Consider the following 19,416-nt stretch of genomic DNA (forward strand, 5'->3'; position numbering starts at 1 on the left):
AATATCAGGTTCCGGATCATCGTTCACAACTTACAATTGAAGTTCATCATTCAAGCCTGCTTACGCCAACAGGTATTCGGAAGCATTATACTTCTCAAAGCATTCTTGTATCGCCTGCTTCACGATTGCGCAACCCTCTTCAAGCTCCTCCATAGAGATCGTTAACGGCGGCATCAGTTTAATCACTTTATCGTCGCGTCCTACCCGTTCAAGAATGAGACCGAGTTCATAGCAGCGTGACGCAATTTCCTTAGAAAGGCTGTCATGCTTGCTCGCGGAAACATCGATTCCCCATATAAGCCCCATTCCTCGAATAGCGATGGAATGACTGATCGGTGCAATAGTATTGGTCAAAAACTGACTGATAAACTGCCCTTTCCGGTAGACATCCGCTTCGAGACTGATCAACTCGCTATATTCCAGTGCGGCTGTCGCCCCGACAAAAGCAAGCTGGTTGCCGCGGAATGTGCCGGTATGCTCTCCCGGATTCCAAATATCCAGCTCCGGCTTCATGAGAACGATTGACATCGGAAGACCGTAACCGCTGATCGATTTCGAAAGCACGACGATGTCAGGAACGATATCCGCTCTTTCGAACGAAAAAAACGGGCCTGTCCGACTGCATCCAACCTGGACTTCATCGCAAATGAGTAAGATTTCATGCCAGTCGCAAAGCTCTCGCAGCTGCTTCATCCATGGAATCGGAGCTTCATTAATTCCGCCTTCAGCCTGAATCGTTTCGAATATGATCGCGGCAGGCTTCTCAATTCCGGAATGGCCGTCCGTAAGAACCTCTTCCAAATATTGAATCGTATCGAATGAATTCATAAAGCCTTGCGGAAAAGGCATAAAATGGACACGATCCAAATCCGTGCCTGCAGCGTTTCGATGATATAAATTGCTGGTGGCGGCTAAGCTGCCGAGCGACATTCCGTGAAATGCCCCCATGAACGAGAATATGCCGCTTCTCCCTTTCACCTTGCGTGCCAGCTTCAATGCCGCTTCGACCGCATTCGTGCCGGTCGGTCCGCTGAATTGGACTTTATAGGACAGATTTCTAGGCTGTAAAATAAGCTCCGAAAACCGGTTTAGAAACATTTCCTTCGCCGATGTATGCATATCTAAACCGTGCGTCATACCGTCGGATTCCAAATAGGATACGATTTTCTCTTTAATAAAGTCGTTATTATGGCCGTAATTCAAAGCTCCGGCTCCGGCAAAGAAATCGAGAAATGATCTTCCGGATTCGGCGTATATCCTCGAGTCTTTCGCTTTCACGAATACATCCGGGAAAGACCTGCAATAGGACCGCACATTCGATTCCATGGTTTCAAAAACGTTCATTTTCTCCACTCCCTTAACCTGTTTCTACCAATATACCAAACAATATTTAACATAATATCATCGTTGAGTAAATTAATTATGAATTGACATGTGCTTGATATTATTAATATAATGTTAATTTTTATAATTAAAATAAAAACTTGTAACTCTATCGGCGCGAGTATACAATATGGTTGGGCTTCTGCGATAAAAGCAAAGGCTGAGAAACAAATGCCCTTATAAGGAGGTTGAAATGAAGATCTTTGAAGTTTTGGTTTTATTCATTAGCCTATTTCTGATCTTACGGACACGTTTCGGCAAAAGCATGACCCGATCGATGATAATTTCGATGGCTTTACTTACGGTCATATCCGTTGCTCTTCACCTGACGATTAACGGGTACCGTTGGCAAATGATTCCCGCTTACGCTTTGACACTCTATGGCATCTTTCGCATGCTGCGGCAAGGAAGCCGTGCAGGCCTATCATTCGTGCGCACGAAACAGCGGCCGGTAAAGCGGATTATCTTGTCTTCCTTGCTTGCCGTATTTATCATTATCGCCATCGCACTCCCCACATTGCTGCCTGTATTCGGCTTCGATCAGCCAACCGGACCCTACGCTGTCGGAACGGTAGAATACGCAATGATTGATCCGAATCGACAGGAAACCTATACGGATGATCCTAACGATCACCGGGAAGTGCTGGTCCAGATTTGGTATCCCGCCGATATCGCCAAGCCTCTTCAAGGCAAAGCACCTTATGTCAAAAATGTTCCGGTCATCGCGGCGGAAGTAAAAACCAAGCTTCAAATCCCTAAATTTTTGTTCCAATACCTTGAACTCGTCAAGACGAACTCCTACCCGAATGCGGCTGTCGCAAGCAAACAGCAGTCATATCCGCTTATCCTGTTTTCGCACGGACTGCCGGGAGCACGGTTCTCGAATACGTTCCAATTTGAAGAGTTAGCCAGCCAAGGGTTTATCGTAGCCAGTATCGAGCATACCTATAACGCCCTTGCAACCGTTCTGCCTGACGGGCAATTCGTAACGATTGCCAGCCTGCCCGGCATGACCGATCTTGACGCATGGGATCGCCTTATTTCTGACATATGGGTCAAAGACTCAACCTTCGTGCTTGATAAGCTGGAGAATCTGAACAACAAAGACTCGAATAATCTGTTCAGCGGCAAAATCGACTTGAATCATGTCGGGATGTTTGGTCATTCCTTCGGCGGTGCGAACGCCGCCCAAGTATTGTACACGGACCCAAGAGTTAAGGCGGCAATCAATATGGACGGCACCATGTTTGGCCGTACACATAAATCCGGAGGTACGGGCAAGCCTTTTATGCTGATGGACACCAAACCTTTCGAAATAGTGACCGATCCCGTTGTGCCTGCCGATTCGCAATTAGAAGAAATGAACATGACGCGCGAGCAATTCGATCGATTGTCCGTTGAGCTGCCCATGCGAATGAAGCAGGCATTGGGCTCAGGTGCATATGAATTAACTTTGCAGCGTACCCGTCACATGAGCTTCAGCGATTACTATTTCTGGTCGCCGGCTCTTCCCATTATGGAGAAGATGCCGCTATCGCCTAGACGTGCGCATAAGGTTGTTAATGCTTATACGGTCGCTTTTTTCCAAAAGCATCTGCAAGGTCTGGACACTCCTCTTCTGGATGCGGAGCAATCCACAGATTATCCGGAGGCAGCTTTGAAGCGATACTAGGTCACGGGAGTCAGAACGTATATTGTTCTGGCTCCTTTCTCATTCATCATTCAAAACTTTACACGGCTGCATATTCCTTTTCGTTGTCGAACTGATGTTTATACAGACCGGCGTACAAGCCGCGCTGATTGATCAACTCCTCATGGGTTCCTTTCTCGAACACCTCCCCCTGCTCCATCACGTATATGACGCTTGCCTCTTGTATGGTTGACAATCGATGCGCAATGACAAGCACCGTGCGGTTCTTCATCAGTTTCTCTAAAGCCTGCTGTACCCAATATTCGGATTCGTTATCGAGGGCGGAGGTGGCTTCGTCGAGCAGCAGGATCGGCGAATCCTTCAGCAATGCCCTCGCAATGGCAATGCGCTGGCGCTGGCCGCCGGACAGCTTAGCCCCCCTCTCGCCAACCATCGTTGCATATCCCTCCGGCTGCGCTTCGATAAACTCATGTGCATAAGCAGCCTGAGCGGCTGCGACCATTTGTTCGCGCGACGCGTCCGGCTTGCCGAGCCTAATATTTTCTTCGATTGTGCCCTCAAACAAATAGGCATCCTGAGGCACATACGCGATCAATCCGCGAATTTCGGCTAAGGTATACTCCGAATACGGTTTGCCGGCAATACCGATTGCGCCACTATCGATAGAGTAAAACCCGAGCAGCAGCTTGAACAATGTGCTTTTGCCGCTGCCGCTCGCCCCTACGAGCGCAGCTACTTGCCCTTGCTGGACGGTTAAATTAAATCCAGCCAGCACCCGAGCACCCGGTTCGTAGGAAAAGCTTACATCCTTAAACTCCAGCATCGTTTCCCTGCCTAGCAATGATTCCCCGGAGAGAGCCGGAAACCGCTCTTTCTCCGGCTCCTGATCGATGACCTCAAATACGCGCGCCGCTCCTGCCAGCGAGCTCTGCATCATGGAAATGACGCTGCCAACCTGCAGGAAAATCATCGTGACTCCCATCTCCAGCTGTACGATGGCAGCCATCGTACCCAGCTCTAGCGCACCGCTTGCGAACATAAATATACCGACTACTAGAATTCCGCCGAAGCTTATGAAATTGATTAAGTAATTTACGGCCTCAAGTAATCCATTACGATGCCCCTGCTCCATGGAAGAAGCCGTTACTCGTTCGTTCGCTTCATTGTATTTACCGGTAATGATGGTCTGCAGCTTGAACATCTTCATCATTTGAAGGCCGGCCAGAATATCCGTTAATCGTTCCGTTAAGTTGCCGAGCCGCTGCTGCAGCTTGTTGCCCGTTCCGCGGAGCGGACTGGCGAAGGCCAGGTTAACGGCGATGCCGGCTGCTCCAAATCCCGTTAAGGCAAGGGCAAACCGCCAATCGAGTATATACATGGAAATAATCGAACCAAGCAGCGTAAACACGTCGGTTAAAATGGATTTCAGGTTCTCTACGTAAATATTTTCCATCGTTTGAACATCGCTGGTCGAGCGGGAGATGAGATCTCCCGAATGCCTTGTTTCGAAGAAGCTTGGAGGCAGCTCTCCGAGATGATCGTACAGCCGTCTCCGCGTGTTCACCATCGTTCGCTTCACGACCCTCATATACAGGTAGGAAAAAACCGGCGATAGCAGAGCAATAGCCAGAAAAGCGGCGCTTACGAAAGCGATCGAATTGTAAAAGAGCTGCCGGTCTCCCTGTACCGAGAAGTCAAGTAAATTTTTGAATACAAACGCCATCATAATGGTAATGCTGCCGTTAACCATGCTGTCGCCAATCAAGCCGGCAAAATATAGTTTTCTTCCGGAACCGAGCAAGCCGATCATCCGCTTCAGCTCCGCCAAGCTTTTTTTCAGCAGCGGCTTTTCTCCGATCATCCCCGGGCCCCCTCTCCTGACGCTATTTGCTTCGCAACGCGGCTTTCGAGAGCGGCGAATTGCTTATAATACAGTTTCATGTACAGACCTCTTTGTTCCAGCAAGGAAGCATGCGTTCCCTGTTCGACGATTCGGCCTTGATCGAGCACCAGAACGAGATCCGCTTCCTTGATTGTCGAGAGGCGATGCGCGACGACCAGCACCGTTCTGTCCTTCATGACGCGTTCCAATGCTTCCTGAACGATTGACTCCGACTGCGTATCCAGAGCGGAGGTCGCTTCGTCGAGCAGCAATATCGGCGCATCCTTCAGAATCGCGCGCGCGATCGCGAGGCGCTGCCGTTCTCCGCCGGACAGCCTCGCTCCGCGTTCCCCGAGCACGGTCTCGTATCTTTCCGGAAGCATGTCGATAAAGGCATGAGCGCCCGCTGCTTTTGCGGCATCGATAATATCCTCGCGGCTTGCTCCGGGTCGACCGTAGCCGATATTGTCTGCAACGCTGACCGGAAATAAATAGGTGTCCTGGGAAACGAGCGCAAGCTGATCGCGCAGATGAACAGGGTTCCATGATTGAAGCGGACGGCCAAACACTCGAATATCGCCGGATAGCCGCACGCCGCTTACAGCCGCCTCCGAATCCTCCTCCATTCCGTAAAAACCGCATATCAGCTTTAAAATCGTGCTTTTTCCGCTGCCGCTTGGGCCCACTAACGCCACGGTCTGCTTCGAATTCGCCTTAAAAGAAATATTTTCCAGCACATCGGGCTTGCTTTCATAAGCGAACGATACGCTGTCAAACTCGAGCGGCAAGACAGCCATATCGATCATTTGCGTCTCCCGCTCAGAGGGCTCAAGCGGCAGGTCCAGCATTTCGAATAAACGCTTCGCGGCTCCCTTCACCTCTTGTATTTGGGCGGATAGCACGGGGGCCATCGAAAGCGGCTGCATCAAGAAATTAAGCATGTAGAGAAACAGCACCATGCTGCCTGCTGACAGCTCCCCCTCTCCGATCAAATAACCGCCGTATGAGACGCTGAAAATAATCGGACTCGACATAAGGAGCAGGCTGATGGGCGCAATGAATGCCCGTCTTTTCTCAACCTGCAAGCCTTTCATAAGAACGAGCTCCATTGCGGCTTTGTACTTCAACGACATCGCTTTGAACATATTGAACGCCTTCAGCATCGGAATGCCGCCGATTGTATCCTGAGCGATCGCATTGGCCGAGCCCAAATACTGTTGTAGCTGCTCCGACATCTTGTTCATCGGAAATATAAGCACGCTCGTAATCACGATGGCAACGGGAAGGAACAAGAGACTGAATAAAACCAGCTTCCAGCTTGTCATAAGCAACACCGTCAGTGCACCGATAAAGACGATTGGCATGTAGAACAGATTTGAAAAATGCATCATAAAAAATTGTTGGATCACCGTTGTGTCATTCGTCAATCGCGATACCAAATCGCCGGAATGCCGGCTTTCCAGCGCAGCAACCGTCGATCGCTCCAAATGACTTACGATATCGCTTCGTATATCACGCAAGGCGCATGCACTGAACCGGGTCAGCGCGTACTTGATCGCATAGCTGGCGGCGGCGCCAATAATCGTTAGCGCTGCAAGAAGCGTGAGAGTCGGGCCAAAGCTGCGTGCAAAGATGCCTGTCGCGTCCTCTACGAGCCTTTCGATGAATAGTCCCAGCCAAATATCGATAGCTGCAACCGTCAGCGATGCCGCAATGCTGAGTACAATCCAAAAGCCGTAAGGCTTCATATACTTGAACAGTTTAACCAAGATGCAGCCCCTTTCCCGATCAGCGAAGCAGTTGTCTGATCAATTCTGCGTTAGCCGTTATATAGGCAGGCTCGAGCATATCCTCGTGCGTTCCGGCTCCTTTATATTTGAGATGCCGGCCGGTAGTATGCTTGCTCCAGTCAAGCTGACGCTGAAGCAGGCTCAGTTCCTTGCCTTCGGACTCGATGAAATGGATGTCGGCGGCGAGCTTGCCCTTATTGTCAAGCTTGTTCAGAAATGACATATAGGCTACGATGTGCCGGTAGATCGTATCGCGGATCATACCATTCTGCAGATAGGCTCCATATTGCGTGCCCGCTGCTTCCTGATCGATAATTTCACCGACCTTCTCTTCCGTTTGCCGTGCCGTCTGCTTGATCGCCTTCTTCTTAGGCTCGGCATCGAGCATGATCAGATCGGATACGCTGCTCCCCTCGGCTTCGAGCATCCGGGCTACATTGAAAGCAAGGTTGCCGCCAGCTGAGTAACCGAGAAGAAGATAAGGGCCTTCCGGCTGTACGCCGCGAATGTATTTGACATACTGCTCGATTTGGTCATCTTCATGAATGAAATCGAAGCCGTAAACGGCAATGCCTGCTTCTTCGAGCAACGCGCCAAGCTTCTGATATACGAAGCCGTAACCGGCAATCGGCGGGAAGCAGAACAAATGTCGTTCCGCCGGACCGTTGAGTAACGTAATCGGTTGCTCCTCGCTTCGCTGAATACGGCGGCGGGCTATGAAACCGGCAAGTTCAGCTATCGTCGGTTGCTGGAAGACGGCAAGGAATGGAAGCTCCACCCGCAGTCGTTCATACACTTTAACCGTTAACATAGCGGCCTTCAGTGAATTGCCGCCAACCTCGAAAAAGTTATCATGTATGCCGGCTTGAGGGATACCGAGCAGCTCCTCCCATATTTGCGCTAGCTTCTGCTCCTCTTCATTCCTCGGAGCAGTATATGGCTCGCGCAAAGCATTAACGTCCGGCAGCGGCAATGCCTTGAGATCGATCTTGCCGTTTGGCGTTAAAGGGAGCTTCTTCAGCCGAATGAAATAAGCGGGTACCATATACGCCGGAAGCTCTTTGATTGCGGCAGCTTTGGCTGCATGGACCGTTTCTTCGTCATCGACGACTAGATAAGCGCATAAATAGTTCTCGCCGCCCGCATCGTTAAGCGCTTGAACGGACGCTTCGCGTACGGCAGGAAGCTTCAGCAGCACCGCATCGATCTCGGCAAGTTCAATGCGATAGCCGCGTACCTTCACCTGCCGGTCAATTCGGCCCGCGAATTCGATCATGCCGTCAGGCAGCCAGCGCGCCGCATCGCCTGTTCGGTACATGCGCTCGCCCGGGACAAATGGACACGGGACAAATTTCTCCTCCGTCAGCTCCTGCTGATTCCAATAACCGCGTGAGAGACCGATGCCCGCAATACAAAGCTCCCCTCTGACTCCAACCGGCTGCTGCTGCATCCGATCATTCACAATATAGATTTTTGTATTGGCAATCGGCTTGCCGATCGTAATGCTTCGGTCCGGATCAAGTCCGCGCATATAGGTGGACATTACGCTGCTTTCGGTAGGCCCGTATTCGTTGATTAGCTCTACCTTTGCGTTTTTACGTTTCGTTTGCTCTACCAAGCCGCCGCTGACAGGCTCGCCGCCGAGCGTAATTTGACGAAGCGATACAGCCTCGTCCGGCTCAAGCAAATGGATGATGGTGCCAAATAAGCTAGATACGCAGTTAAGATGTGTGATTTTAAGGTCGGAAACATATTTTTTCAATGCTGCCGGGTCCTTCGCTTCCTCTTTCGGCACGAGATAGCTGACGGCGCCCGAAGCAAGCGGCGTAAACAAGCTGCTGACGGACGCATCGAAGGCGAACGACATGATTTGCAGCGCCTTGTCTTCCGGTCCGAATCCGAATTCAGCCCGCCTCCATTTCACGGAATTCGCAATACTTTGATGCTCGATCATGACGCCCTTCGGTTCGCCGGTAGTCCCGGAGGTATAGATCACATACGCCAAGTCCTGAGGCAACACGGTCCATTCCGGATTCGAGTCATCCGCATCGTAGCTGTCTTCCGACTCCAGATTAAGAATGCTGCCGCTGAATTCGTAGTCTGCCGCCTGTATCGCGCTTGCTCTTGCGAGCAAGAGCGGTGTTCTGCTGTCCTTGAGCAAATAACGGATACGGTCGGCAGGATAATCGGGATCGACCGGCAAGTACGCGGCACCTGCCTTCATGACGGCAAGCATGCCTACGGCCATATCGAGTGACCGATCTGCTGAAATAGCGACAATATCGCCACTTTGAACGCCGTAGCTTCGGATCGTGCGGGCTAATTGATTCGCCCTCGCATTCAGCTTTGAGTAAGTCAAGGATGACTCCCCTTGCACGATGGCCGGCTGGGCAGGCAGTCGGCTCGCCTGCTCCTCAAACAGCCCATGCAGCAGGTTAGAGCCTGCGTATTCTCGTTCGGTCGCATTGTTTTCGGACAGCCACCGCTTCTCCTCGTTAGTTATCAAATCAATTTGTCCGATAACCGAATCCGGAAAATACGCCGCAGCCTCAAGGATGCGCAGGAAATGGCCTGCCATACTATTAATGGTCTCTTCCCGGAACAGGTCCGTACAATATTCAAAGCTTAGACGCAAAGTCCCTTCGCCTGGCGCGGCTATCAAGGAGAGATCGAATTTGGATATGCTATGCTCCTGACCGAACGGTACGATGCGAAGCTCGCTTTGCGAATGCGGAGCTTCGGCCGCATCGCTGCGTTCAGACCCCGCATTTTGCCAAACCACTACAGTGTCAAACAACGGGTTACGGCTTAGATCGCGCGGCAGCTGCAGCTTCTCGACCAGCATTTCAAACGGATAATCCTGGTGCTCGAAAGCATCCAGCGCATTTTGCTTCACGTCCGACAGGAACTCCCTGAAGGTCCGTTCCGCGCTTAACGAGCTGCGCATAGCCAATGAATTAACGAACATGCCAAGCATGCCTGCCGTATCGGCGTGCGAGCGTCCCGCGATCGGGGCTCCGACGACGATATCCGTTTGACCCGAATAACGGGAGAGCAGTACCTTGTAGGCGGCAAGCAGCACCATGTACAAGGTCGCTCTGGAATCTTGCGCCAACCCTTCAAGTCTGTGCGCCAATTCGGTATTTGCTTCGAATGCAACGACGGCGCCGGAGAAGCTCTTCACGGCTCGTCGAGCATAGTCGGCAGGCAGTTCCAGCAGCGGAACGTCTCCCCCTGCAAATTGATTCAGCCAGAATTGCTCTTGTTTGACAAAAGCCTCGCTTTCCAGCCATTCGTTCTGCCATAAAGCAAAGTCCTTATAGTGCAGCGCGGGTGCCGGCAGGTCCTCTCCTTCGTACAATTGGATGAGCTCCTGCAGGAAGATGGAACCCGATACGCCATCCGAAACGATATGATGCATGTCATAGGCAAATACATGCTTTTGCTCCGAGATCCGGAACAGGGCCGCGCGCAGCAGGGGAGCCTCAGCCAGATCGAATGGGCGGAACCATTCTTCGATTAATTGACCCGCCTCTTCCTCGGTGCTTGCTTGATGGCGCTCCAGATACATGTCAACCTTGTCGTGAACCCGCTGAAGCGGTTCTCCGTTCGCTTGATGGAAGGACGTTCGAAGCGGCTCATGCCGGGAAACAAGCCTTTGCAGAGCCTGTTCAAATCGAGCTTCATCCATAATCCCTTCAAACCCGATGACAGCCGGCATATTATAGGCAAGACTTGTCCCTTTTCCTTCGAACAGGTCCAGAATGTACATGCGCTTCTGTGCCGATGACACCGCATATAATTCCTGCTTTGGCGCAGGTCTGATCGGGCTGTAGGTTTGCTCGGCATACTCGTCGATATAGCGCGCAGCCGCTTCAATCGTTGGCCATTCGAACAGATAGCGAAGCGGAACCTCTACTCCGCATGCCTTATGCATCTGTGCGAGCAGCGCCATTGCTTTGAGCGAGTGGCCGCCGAGAGCGAAGAAGCTGTCCAGTACGCCGATGCGCTCGATGCCGAGAGCCTCCCGCCACAAGCCGACAAGCAGCTCCTCCGTCGGCGTGCGGGGTGCGATATACGCCGCGCCGGTAGCCAGCTGTCCTTCAGGCTCAGGCAAAGCTTTCCTGTTTATTTTGCCATTGGGCGACAACGGCAAGCTTTCAAGCTGAACGAACTGCGCAGGAATCATATAGGCCGGGAGTGAGCTGCCTATATGCCCGCGAAGCTCGTTAACGTTCAGCTCGCGGTCAGCCGTAAAGTAAGCGCACAGGAAGCTTAGCTTCTCCTTATCCTGCAAGGCGGCAACAACGGTATCGCGAACAGCCTCATGCTTGAGCAGCACGGTTTCGATCTCGCCAAGCTCAATCCGGTAACCGCGAATTTTGACCTGGAAGTCAAGCCTGCCCAAATATTCCATATTTCCGTCCGGCAGCCAGCGGGCCAAGTCGCCGGTACGGTACATCTTCGTGCCTGGCGTGAACGGGTGGTCTACAAACTTCTCCGCTGTCAGCTCCGGCTTGTTCACATAACCCCGTGCCAATCCGACACCGGCTATGCACAGCTCTCCCGGGATGCCAACCGGCTGCAGGCGAAAATCCCCGTTCACCACATACAATTGAATGTTATCGATCGGTTTGCCAATAGGAACGATACCCGATCTATCACTCGTCGAGCAGTCAAAGTGCGAGACGTCGACGGCAGCCTCAGTCGGACCGTATAGGTTTATCAGCTTGGCGCCATGCCGGCTGTAAAGCTCGGAATGGAATCGACTCACTTGGCCAGGCTGCAGCGCTTCACCGCTGGCAAATAGCAGGCGCAGGCTCGACAGCCGCTCCGCATGCGAACCGCGCGCAATATAATCCAGAAAAATACTAAGCATCGATGGAACAAAATGCAGCGTCGTTATGCGGCTGCGCTCAATCGCCTGAACGATTTCCTCGGGGTCCTTCTCCCCTCCCGGCTTCAGGAAGCAAACCTTTGCGCCGGTAAAGCCCCACCAGAACATTTCCCAGACGGAAACGTCGAAGGTATACGGTGTTTTCTGCAAAATAACGTCGTTTTCGTTTATCGGATACGCCTTTTGCATCCAGTGAATCCGATTGATCGCAGCTCTGTGCTCGATCATGACGCCTTTTGGCTTGCCGGTTGAGCCTGACGTATAAATAACATAAGCGAGATGGCTCGGTCCGGCGATCGGTTGTAAATTTCCGGCTTCCCTGTCCGCATAGGCTGCAGGATCATCGAGGTCAATCATTTCACCAACCGGCAGAGAATGCGCTTTTGCAACAAACCTCGTTTGCGTCAGCAGCCATTCGGCTCCGGAATCCTCAAGCATGTACCGGATTCTCTCCTCCGGAAAATCCGGATCGACGGGCAGATAAGCTCCTCCGGCTTTGTGAATAGCGAGAATGCCGATAATCATCTCGGCAGCGCGTTCCAGCATAAGCGGTACGATCCGATCCGGACCGACGCCGCTTGCACGCAGCTTATGCGCCAACCGGTTAGCTTGAGCATTCAGCTCGCGGTAAGTAAACGTCCGGCTGCCGTCCATTACGGCGACAGCGTCCGGCGTTTTGTCCGCTTGAGCCTCGAACACTTCATGTATGGTCGTTTCAGCTGGAAATTCCGCTGCCGTATCGTTAAAACGCTCCGTCAATTGAGACTTTTCCTCTACAGACATCATATCGATCTCAGCAATCGGCAGGTGGGGATTAGCGGCAATCTCTTTCAATATATGAAGAAAATGATCGCCCATCCGCTCGATCGTCTCGCGCTTGAAAAGGGCCGTTCCGTACTCGAAGCTTATAATAAGCTCGTCTTCCGTCTCCGTTGCTTCCAGCGATAAATCGAACTTGGCCGCGCCGCCTTCGAAATGGAACGGCTCAATGCGCAGCCCCGTCAGCTCCCGCGTGTCCATATCGATATTTTGCAGGCTGAACATCGTATCAAAGAGCGGGTTCCGGCTTAAATCACGCGGCAGGTTCAGCTTTTCCACGAGTGTGTTGAACGGGTAGTGCTGATTGTCCAGCGCCGCGAGCGCTGATTGCTTCACTTCTTCCAGCAGCTGCCCGAACGTTTTGGAGGACTCGGGATAGCTGCGCAAGGCTAGCGTATTAACAAACATACCGATAATCGGCTCCACATCCGCATGCGGGCGTCCCGCCACCGGCGTACCCACAACGATGTCGGTCTGGCCGCTGTATTTGTGAAGCAGCACATTGTACGCCGCAAGAAGCACCATATATAAGGTCGTCCCCGTCTTTGCCGCCGCTTCGTTCAAAGCGTTTTTCAGCGCGCCTCCAGCTTGGACGGCATGATTGGCGCCTTTGAAGCTTTGTACGGCGGGACGCGGGTAATCGGTCGGCAATGCCAGAAGCGGAGCTTCCTCCGCGAAAGCTTCCAGCCAATATTGCTCTTGCAGCTTCAAGGCGGACTTGCCTTCCCCGCTGTTTAGCCATACTGCAAAATCCTTATAGCTAATGCGAAGAGCAGGCAGCTCCGCACCTTCATAAAGCTCGGCGAATTCCTTCATGAAAAGGCTCATCGACACTCCGTCGGCAATAATGTGATGCATATCGCACATCATCACATGCTTCTCTGCTGAAAGCTCGATCAGCTCTACCCGAAGAAGCGGGGCTTTCTCCAAATCGAAAGGTCGAATAAATGCATCGACAAGCTGGGTCAATTCCGCTTCCTCCGCTTGCCGCCTGATCACTTCAAAATGAATGTCATCGTCCGGCGCAATACGCTGTACGGGTTCGCCGTCTACGAGGACGAATGAGGTGCGAAGCGCTTCGTGACGGGTAACCAGCTTGCGGAATACCAGCTGCAAATGCTCCCATTCAAGCGGACCGTCTATCGTCATCACACGCGGAAGGTTATAGCTAATGCCTGCTCCCTCGAACCGGCTTAGCACAAACAATCGTTCCTGGGCCGGCGTCAGCGGATAATGCGGCTGCTCCGGCGCCTTGCCGACAGCAGCCTGTACAGCTTTATCCGCATGATCAATATAGACGGCCAAAGCTTCTATTGTCGCCGCTTCAAACAGCTTCCGCAGCGGAACGTCAACGCCAAAGCGCCGTTTCATACGAGCGATCAGCGTCATCGCTTTCAAGGAATGACCGCCAAGCGCGAAGAAATCATCCGTCACGCCGACCGGCCGGATGCCGAGCGCTTCTTCCCATAACGCAGCAAGCTGCGATTCCGTAGCGGTACGAGGAGACACATAGCCGGCGCTAAGAGCTGCGGCTGCTGTGAAATCCGGCTTCGGCAAAACGCGGCGGTCGATTTTCCCATTAGCGGTTAGCGGAAACCGTTCCAGCTGTATGAAACATAGCGGTATCATATACGCCGGTAACTGCTGAGCCAGCGCCGCACGAAGCTCCGATACTTCCAAATTAGCTTCACTGACATAATAAGCGCATAATGCCTTTTGACCGTTCAGATCCTCGCCGGCAACGACACATGCTTCCTTCATTCCCGGCTGCTTCAACAATCCCGTTTCGATCTCATGAAGCTCAATCCGGTAACCGCGAATTTTCACCTGCTGGTCAATCCGGCCCAAATATTCGATCATGCCGTCTGCGCGCCAACGGGCAAGATCCCCCGTTCTATACATCCGTTCGCCGTGCTCATACGGATTCGGAACAAATTTCTCTGCTGACATTTCCGGCAGGTTCGCATACCCGCGGCTGACGCCGTCGCCTCCAACAACAAGCTCGCCCGGTACGCCGACCGGCTGCAGATGACCGGCTTCATTCATAATATAAGCAGTCGAGTTGCTAATCGGCCGGCCGATCGGAATGGAATCCTCAAAGTCTGTATCGATTGCGTAGGTAGTTGAGAACGTCGTATTCTCCGTTGGACCGTAACCGTTAATCAGTGTAATGCCCTGCGTGCCGCGGCGCACGCGATTAATATGGCGCGGAGAAAGCACGTCGCCCCCGATAATTAATTGCCTGACGCCTGCGAACATGTCGGGACGTTCTTCCGAAAGCTGGTTGAACAGCGGCGCCGTCAACCACATCAATGTGATCCGATGCTCATGAATATAGGCAGCCAGATGTTCCGTATGCAGCAGAACATCCTTGTCCACGATATGCAGAGTCAATCCGTTCAGCAATGCGCCAAAGATTTCAAACGTAATGGCATCAAAGCCGACAGAACCCGTCAGCAGCAAGCATCCGTCCGGATCGAAGGAAGCGTAGTTCGTCCCTTTTACCAGTCGGACAACGTTACGCTGCTCTACCATGACGCCCTTCGGATTGCCGGTAGAACCTGACGTATACATGATGTAGGCAAGATCGTCAGGCGCAATCGCCACGTGCAAGTCATCTTCCTCGGCAGACTCGGATGACAACCATCGTGTCAGATCAATCCAATTGATCGTTAATGACGTGGACGTTATCGGCTCCGTTCCGAATGTCAAGCATGCCGAAGCTGCGCTGTCCTCCAGCATGAATCGAATCCGTTCCTCAGGAAATAAAGGATCAAGCGTGACGAAGGCAGCCCCTGCCTTCAAAATCCCTAATACTCCGACGATCAGCGCAAGCGATCGGTCAGCATATACGGCTACCGTATCTCCGCGGCCAATCCCATCCTCCTGAAGCTTGCGGGCTATTCGATTTGCGCAGGCATTAAGCTCTCTGTAGCTCATGATTCGTCCGCAATAGGTGACTGCGGCATGCTCCGGGGTAAGCTGAGCTTGATTCCGGAATAGCTCTGCAATGGAGGCATCGCGCGGATAAGCGGTACGGGTATCATTGAAGACCCGCAGTATAACCTGCTTCTCCCCCTCGGTAATCATTTCAATATCACGGATAGAACGATCAGGCCGTGCGGCGATGCACTTTAATATTTCGATAAAGTGCCCCAGCATCCGCTGGACGGTCTCCTCCTTATATAACGCGGAGCTGTACTCTGCGCTAAGCAGCAGTCCTTCCTCCGCTTCTCTCGCCTGCAGGGACAAATCGAACTTGGAAACCCGCGCCTCAGAGTTCAGCGGGATGAAACTTAGACCAGACAGCCCGGCCGCTTCAAGATCCATGTTCTGTACGATAAACATCGTGTCGAACAGAGGGTTACGGCTAATATCCCGTTGAAGCCCGAGCTTCTCGATCAAAGACTCGAACGGATACCCTTGATGATCGAACGCTTCGAGCGTAGATTCCTTTACTTCCTGCAGGAAGGAAGCAAATGTTTTATCCGCTTCCGGCCTGTTGCGCATGACAAGCGTACCGACGAACATGCCGATCATCGGCTCAGTATCCGCATGCTGGCGGCCTGCGGTCGGGGATCCGATGATGATATCTTCTTTTCCCGAATATTTGGCGAGCATGACGTTATAAGCTGCGAGCAGCACCATATAAAGTGTCGTATCCGTCTGCTTCGCAAGTGCTTGCAGCAGATCGAGCAGCGACCGGTCAGCCTGTTGTGTTACGACGCCGCCATGAAAGCTTTGCACAGGCGGGCGCGGGAAGTCGGTCGGAAGATCAAGCACCGGCAGCTCGTCCGAAAACCGATTCAGCCAATAGTGCTCCTGTGTCTTCAATTGGGCTGAACCAAGCCGCTCCTGCTGCCACACCGCGTAATCCTTATACTGAACGCGCAGCGGTTCTAAATCGGAGCCCTGATACAGCTCTACAAATTCCTTGACTATAATACCAGCCGACACGCCGTCTGAAATAATGTGATGCATGTCATACATCAGCAAATGTTTATGTTCCTTTAATTTGACCAGCTCAGCCCGGAACAGCGGCGCGGTATTCAGCTCGAACGGACGTACGAAAGCCTCCGTCAAGCGCTCCGTTTCGGATTCATCGGCTTCCGAATAAGGAACGTCAAGCTCAGCCAATTCCTCCACGATCTGAACCGGTTCTCCGTCCACAGTCTCAAAGCGTGTCCGTAGCGTTTCGTGACGATTAACTAATTGATGGAAAGCTCCTTGCAGACGAGGAACGTCGAGCTCTCCTTCGATAAGGATGAAGCCTGGTAAATTGTAACTGGTCCCTGAACCCGCAAGCGTGCTGACGACATACATCCGCTTCTGAGCCGAAGATACCGGGTAATATGCTCTTGGCGTCACGGCCTCAATATCCGAATAGGAATGACCGAGTCCCGACTCCCTCTGTCCGATAATATAAGCCGAGATCGCTTCAATGACCGGCGATTCGAAAATAACGCGGAGCGGAACCTCTACGCCGAATGTTTGATGAATTTGCGAGATCATCGTCATCGCCTTGAGGGAATGTCCCCCTTTTTTGAAAAAATGATCCTTCGTTCCGATGACCGGCAGCGCAAGCAGCTCCTGCCACATCGTGCATAACTTTTGTTCCGTTTCATTCGACGGCGGGAAATATCCCGCAGCATCGCCCGGAACTGACGCCGTGAAGTCCGGTTCCGGAAGCGCTTTTCGGTCCAGCTTGCCGCTTGGCAAGCGCGGCATGTATGCAAGCTGAACGAAGTGCGCCGGCACCATGTACGATGGAAGCTCAGATGCGAGTCTCTCCTTAATGTCCAGGAGAGCAAGCTCGTCTTCCGCAGTCAAATAAGCGCATAAGGTTTTTTGTCCGTCGGCATCATCAAGGGCAATGACAACCGCTTCCTCGACGGACGGCTGACTAAGCACCGCTGCTTCGATCTCGCCAAGCTCAATGCGATAGCCGCGAATCTTGACCTGATGATCGATCCGGTCCAGATATTCGATCCGCCCGTCCGGAAGCCAGCGGGCCAAATCTCCGGTACGGTACATACGCTGCCCTTGCAAGTAGGGACAGTTCACAAATTTCTCCGCGGTCAGCTCCGGCCGCATCCAATAACCGCGGGCCAGGCCGGCACCCGCTATGCACAACTCGCCGGGAACGCCTACCGGCATAAGCTGCAAATGCTCGTTAACGATATATATGCTTGTGTTCGCAATCGGACTTCCGATCGTCACCGCTTCATCCGCCTGTAACTGACGGCAAATCGTAGCGACTACGCTGGTTTCTGTCGGCCCGTACTCATTCACAAGCTCCGTTTGCGGCGCAATCCTTCTGCTCTTCTCAAGAAGGGAATCCGGAATTCGTTCTCCAGCTAACGTTACGATCCGCAGCGAGACGGCATCCTCCGGCTTCATGCCGTCTATGATGACGCCATATAAACTGGGCACGCTGATAAAATGCGTCACTCCCTCAGCGGTGATGAGCCTTCTAATGGCCAACGGGTCCTTCGCTTCCTCTTCGGAAACAAGCACGACTGATGCCCCGGCGACGATCGGCGTGAAGAAGCTTGTCACAAATCCGTCGAACGAGAACGAGAACAATTGAAGCACAACATCCTGTTCCGTAAGACCGTATTCGGCAGCACGCCATTGAATCGAATTCGCGACTCCGCGATGCTCTACGGCAACACCCTTTGGTTGCCCGGTTGTTCCTGACGTATAGATGAGATAGGCCATATGCTCAGGGCCAGCCAAAGCTGCCAGATCGGAATCATCGGCATCGTAAGAAGCCGCGTCGCCCAGATCGAGCGTCTGCACCGAACCGCTCTCAGCGAGCAGACGGGTTTGCGCCAATACGAGATTGGCACGGCTGTCTTGGAGCAAATATGCCCTTCTCTCCTGCGGATAAGCAGGATCAACCGGCAAGTATGCAGCGCCTGCCTTCAGAACAGCAAGCAGCGCAACAATCATTTCGTTCGAGCGTTCCGACAGGACGGCAACGACGGTATCCGCTGCTGCTCCGCGAGCGCGAAGCGTGCGCGCAAGCTGATTGGCGCGCGCATTCAGCTCGCGGTAGGTAAGACGTTCGCCGCCAAATTGAACGGCGGTTCTCTCGGGCGATCGATGGGCTTGCTCCTCAAAAAGCGCATGCAGCGTTCGTCCTTGGGGCAGATCAATCGACGTATCGTTAAAAGTGTTCAGCAGGAGATTACGTTCTTCCTCAGTCAGCAAGCTTAACCGGGATAACGGTTCGTCAGGCGTTTCAATCGCTCTCAGCACTTGGCTGAGATGAACGGCTAACGATTGAATGGATTGCTCGCTATAGCGATGTAAGTCGTATTCAATGGCAACCTCCAGACGATCCTCTTCCATGCTGAACACAAATGCCAGACTTGTATTGATTTTTTCCGCATAACTTCTGTCATGGACACCATCCAGCATGACCAGAGTCGGCAATTCAGCCGTTCCATCCTCCGACAACGCAATCTGCGCATATTCGGCCAAAGTGTGAAAGGGAATGTTCTGATGCTCATTAGCCTCCGTCACGGCTTGCCGGACATGACCTGCCCAATCGCGGAAGGTATAGTCGCCCTTTAATTCGGTATGAATGACCAGCAGCTGATTTACCGGCTCCTTCAACTCTTTATGCTGCTTAAACACCGGCACCCCGATCCGGGCTTGACCGGCGGATGTATAGTGGTGCACCAAATAACTGACGCCGGATAGCAGTAGCATAAACAGGCCGTATCCGGTGCTTGCGGCAGCTCTCAGCTTGCCGGCAGCAGCTTCATCTACAACATGACGATGAATACCGAAACTATAGGTGCTGCTGCCGGCTTCCTTAGCGGCCGAGGCTAAGCCCCCGCGCATCATCATCCGCGGAAGCTCGCTCATGCCGATGTCGTCTTGAAGCTTATCGGCCCAATATTGCTGTTCCTTATCGTAACGGCCGCCTGCCAGCAGCATTTGTTGCGCGCGTTTATCGATCATTGCGAGTCTCCTCCAACCG

The 19,416-nt window shown here is 52.6% G+C and carries 5 protein-coding genes; 1 reads left to right on the top strand and 4 read right to left on the bottom strand.

Annotation, left to right across the window (positions count from 1 at the left end; all coding sequences use genetic code 11):
* Positions 1-60 precede the first annotated feature (60 nt).
* Positions 61-1,344, bottom strand: a complete 1,284-nt coding sequence (gene ectB / locus H581_RS34420) for a diaminobutyrate--2-oxoglutarate transaminase (protein WP_051250926.1) — start codon at positions 1,342-1,344, stop codon at positions 61-63.
* A 232-nt stretch (positions 1,345-1,576) separates the two neighbouring features.
* Between ectB and H581_RS0118250 the strand changes: the two genes are divergently transcribed.
* Entirely contained in the window at positions 1,577-3,055 is a 1,479-nt protein-coding gene (locus H581_RS0118250) for an alpha/beta hydrolase family protein (RefSeq protein WP_028611279.1), read from the top strand.
* Between the two features lie 58 nt (positions 3,056-3,113).
* On the opposite strand, the gene H581_RS0118255 is transcribed toward H581_RS0118250, so the two are convergent.
* From H581_RS0118255 to H581_RS34425, 3 genes are read right to left on the bottom strand one after another with little or no spacing between them, the layout of a single operon-like run.
* On the bottom strand, positions 3,114-4,895 hold the full coding sequence (locus H581_RS0118255) for an ABC transporter ATP-binding protein (protein WP_036718798.1): 1,782 nt from the start codon (positions 4,893-4,895) through the stop codon (positions 3,114-3,116).
* On the bottom strand, positions 4,892-6,685 hold the full coding sequence (locus tag H581_RS0118260) for an ABC transporter ATP-binding protein (RefSeq protein ID WP_156889603.1): 1,794 nt from the start codon (positions 6,683-6,685) through the stop codon (positions 4,892-4,894). The genes H581_RS0118255 and H581_RS0118260 overlap by 4 nt, the downstream gene beginning before the upstream one ends.
* 19 nt (positions 6,686-6,704) lie before the next feature.
* Positions 6,705-19,397, bottom strand: a complete 12,693-nt coding sequence (locus tag H581_RS34425) for a non-ribosomal peptide synthetase (protein ID WP_051250928.1) — start codon at positions 19,395-19,397, stop codon at positions 6,705-6,707.
* Positions 19,398-19,416 lie beyond the last annotated feature (19 nt).

This window comes from Paenibacillus harenae DSM 16969 (genome assembly GCF_000422465.1).
In the GTDB taxonomy this organism is placed as follows: domain Bacteria; phylum Bacillota; class Bacilli; order Paenibacillales; family Paenibacillaceae; genus Pristimantibacillus; species Pristimantibacillus harenae.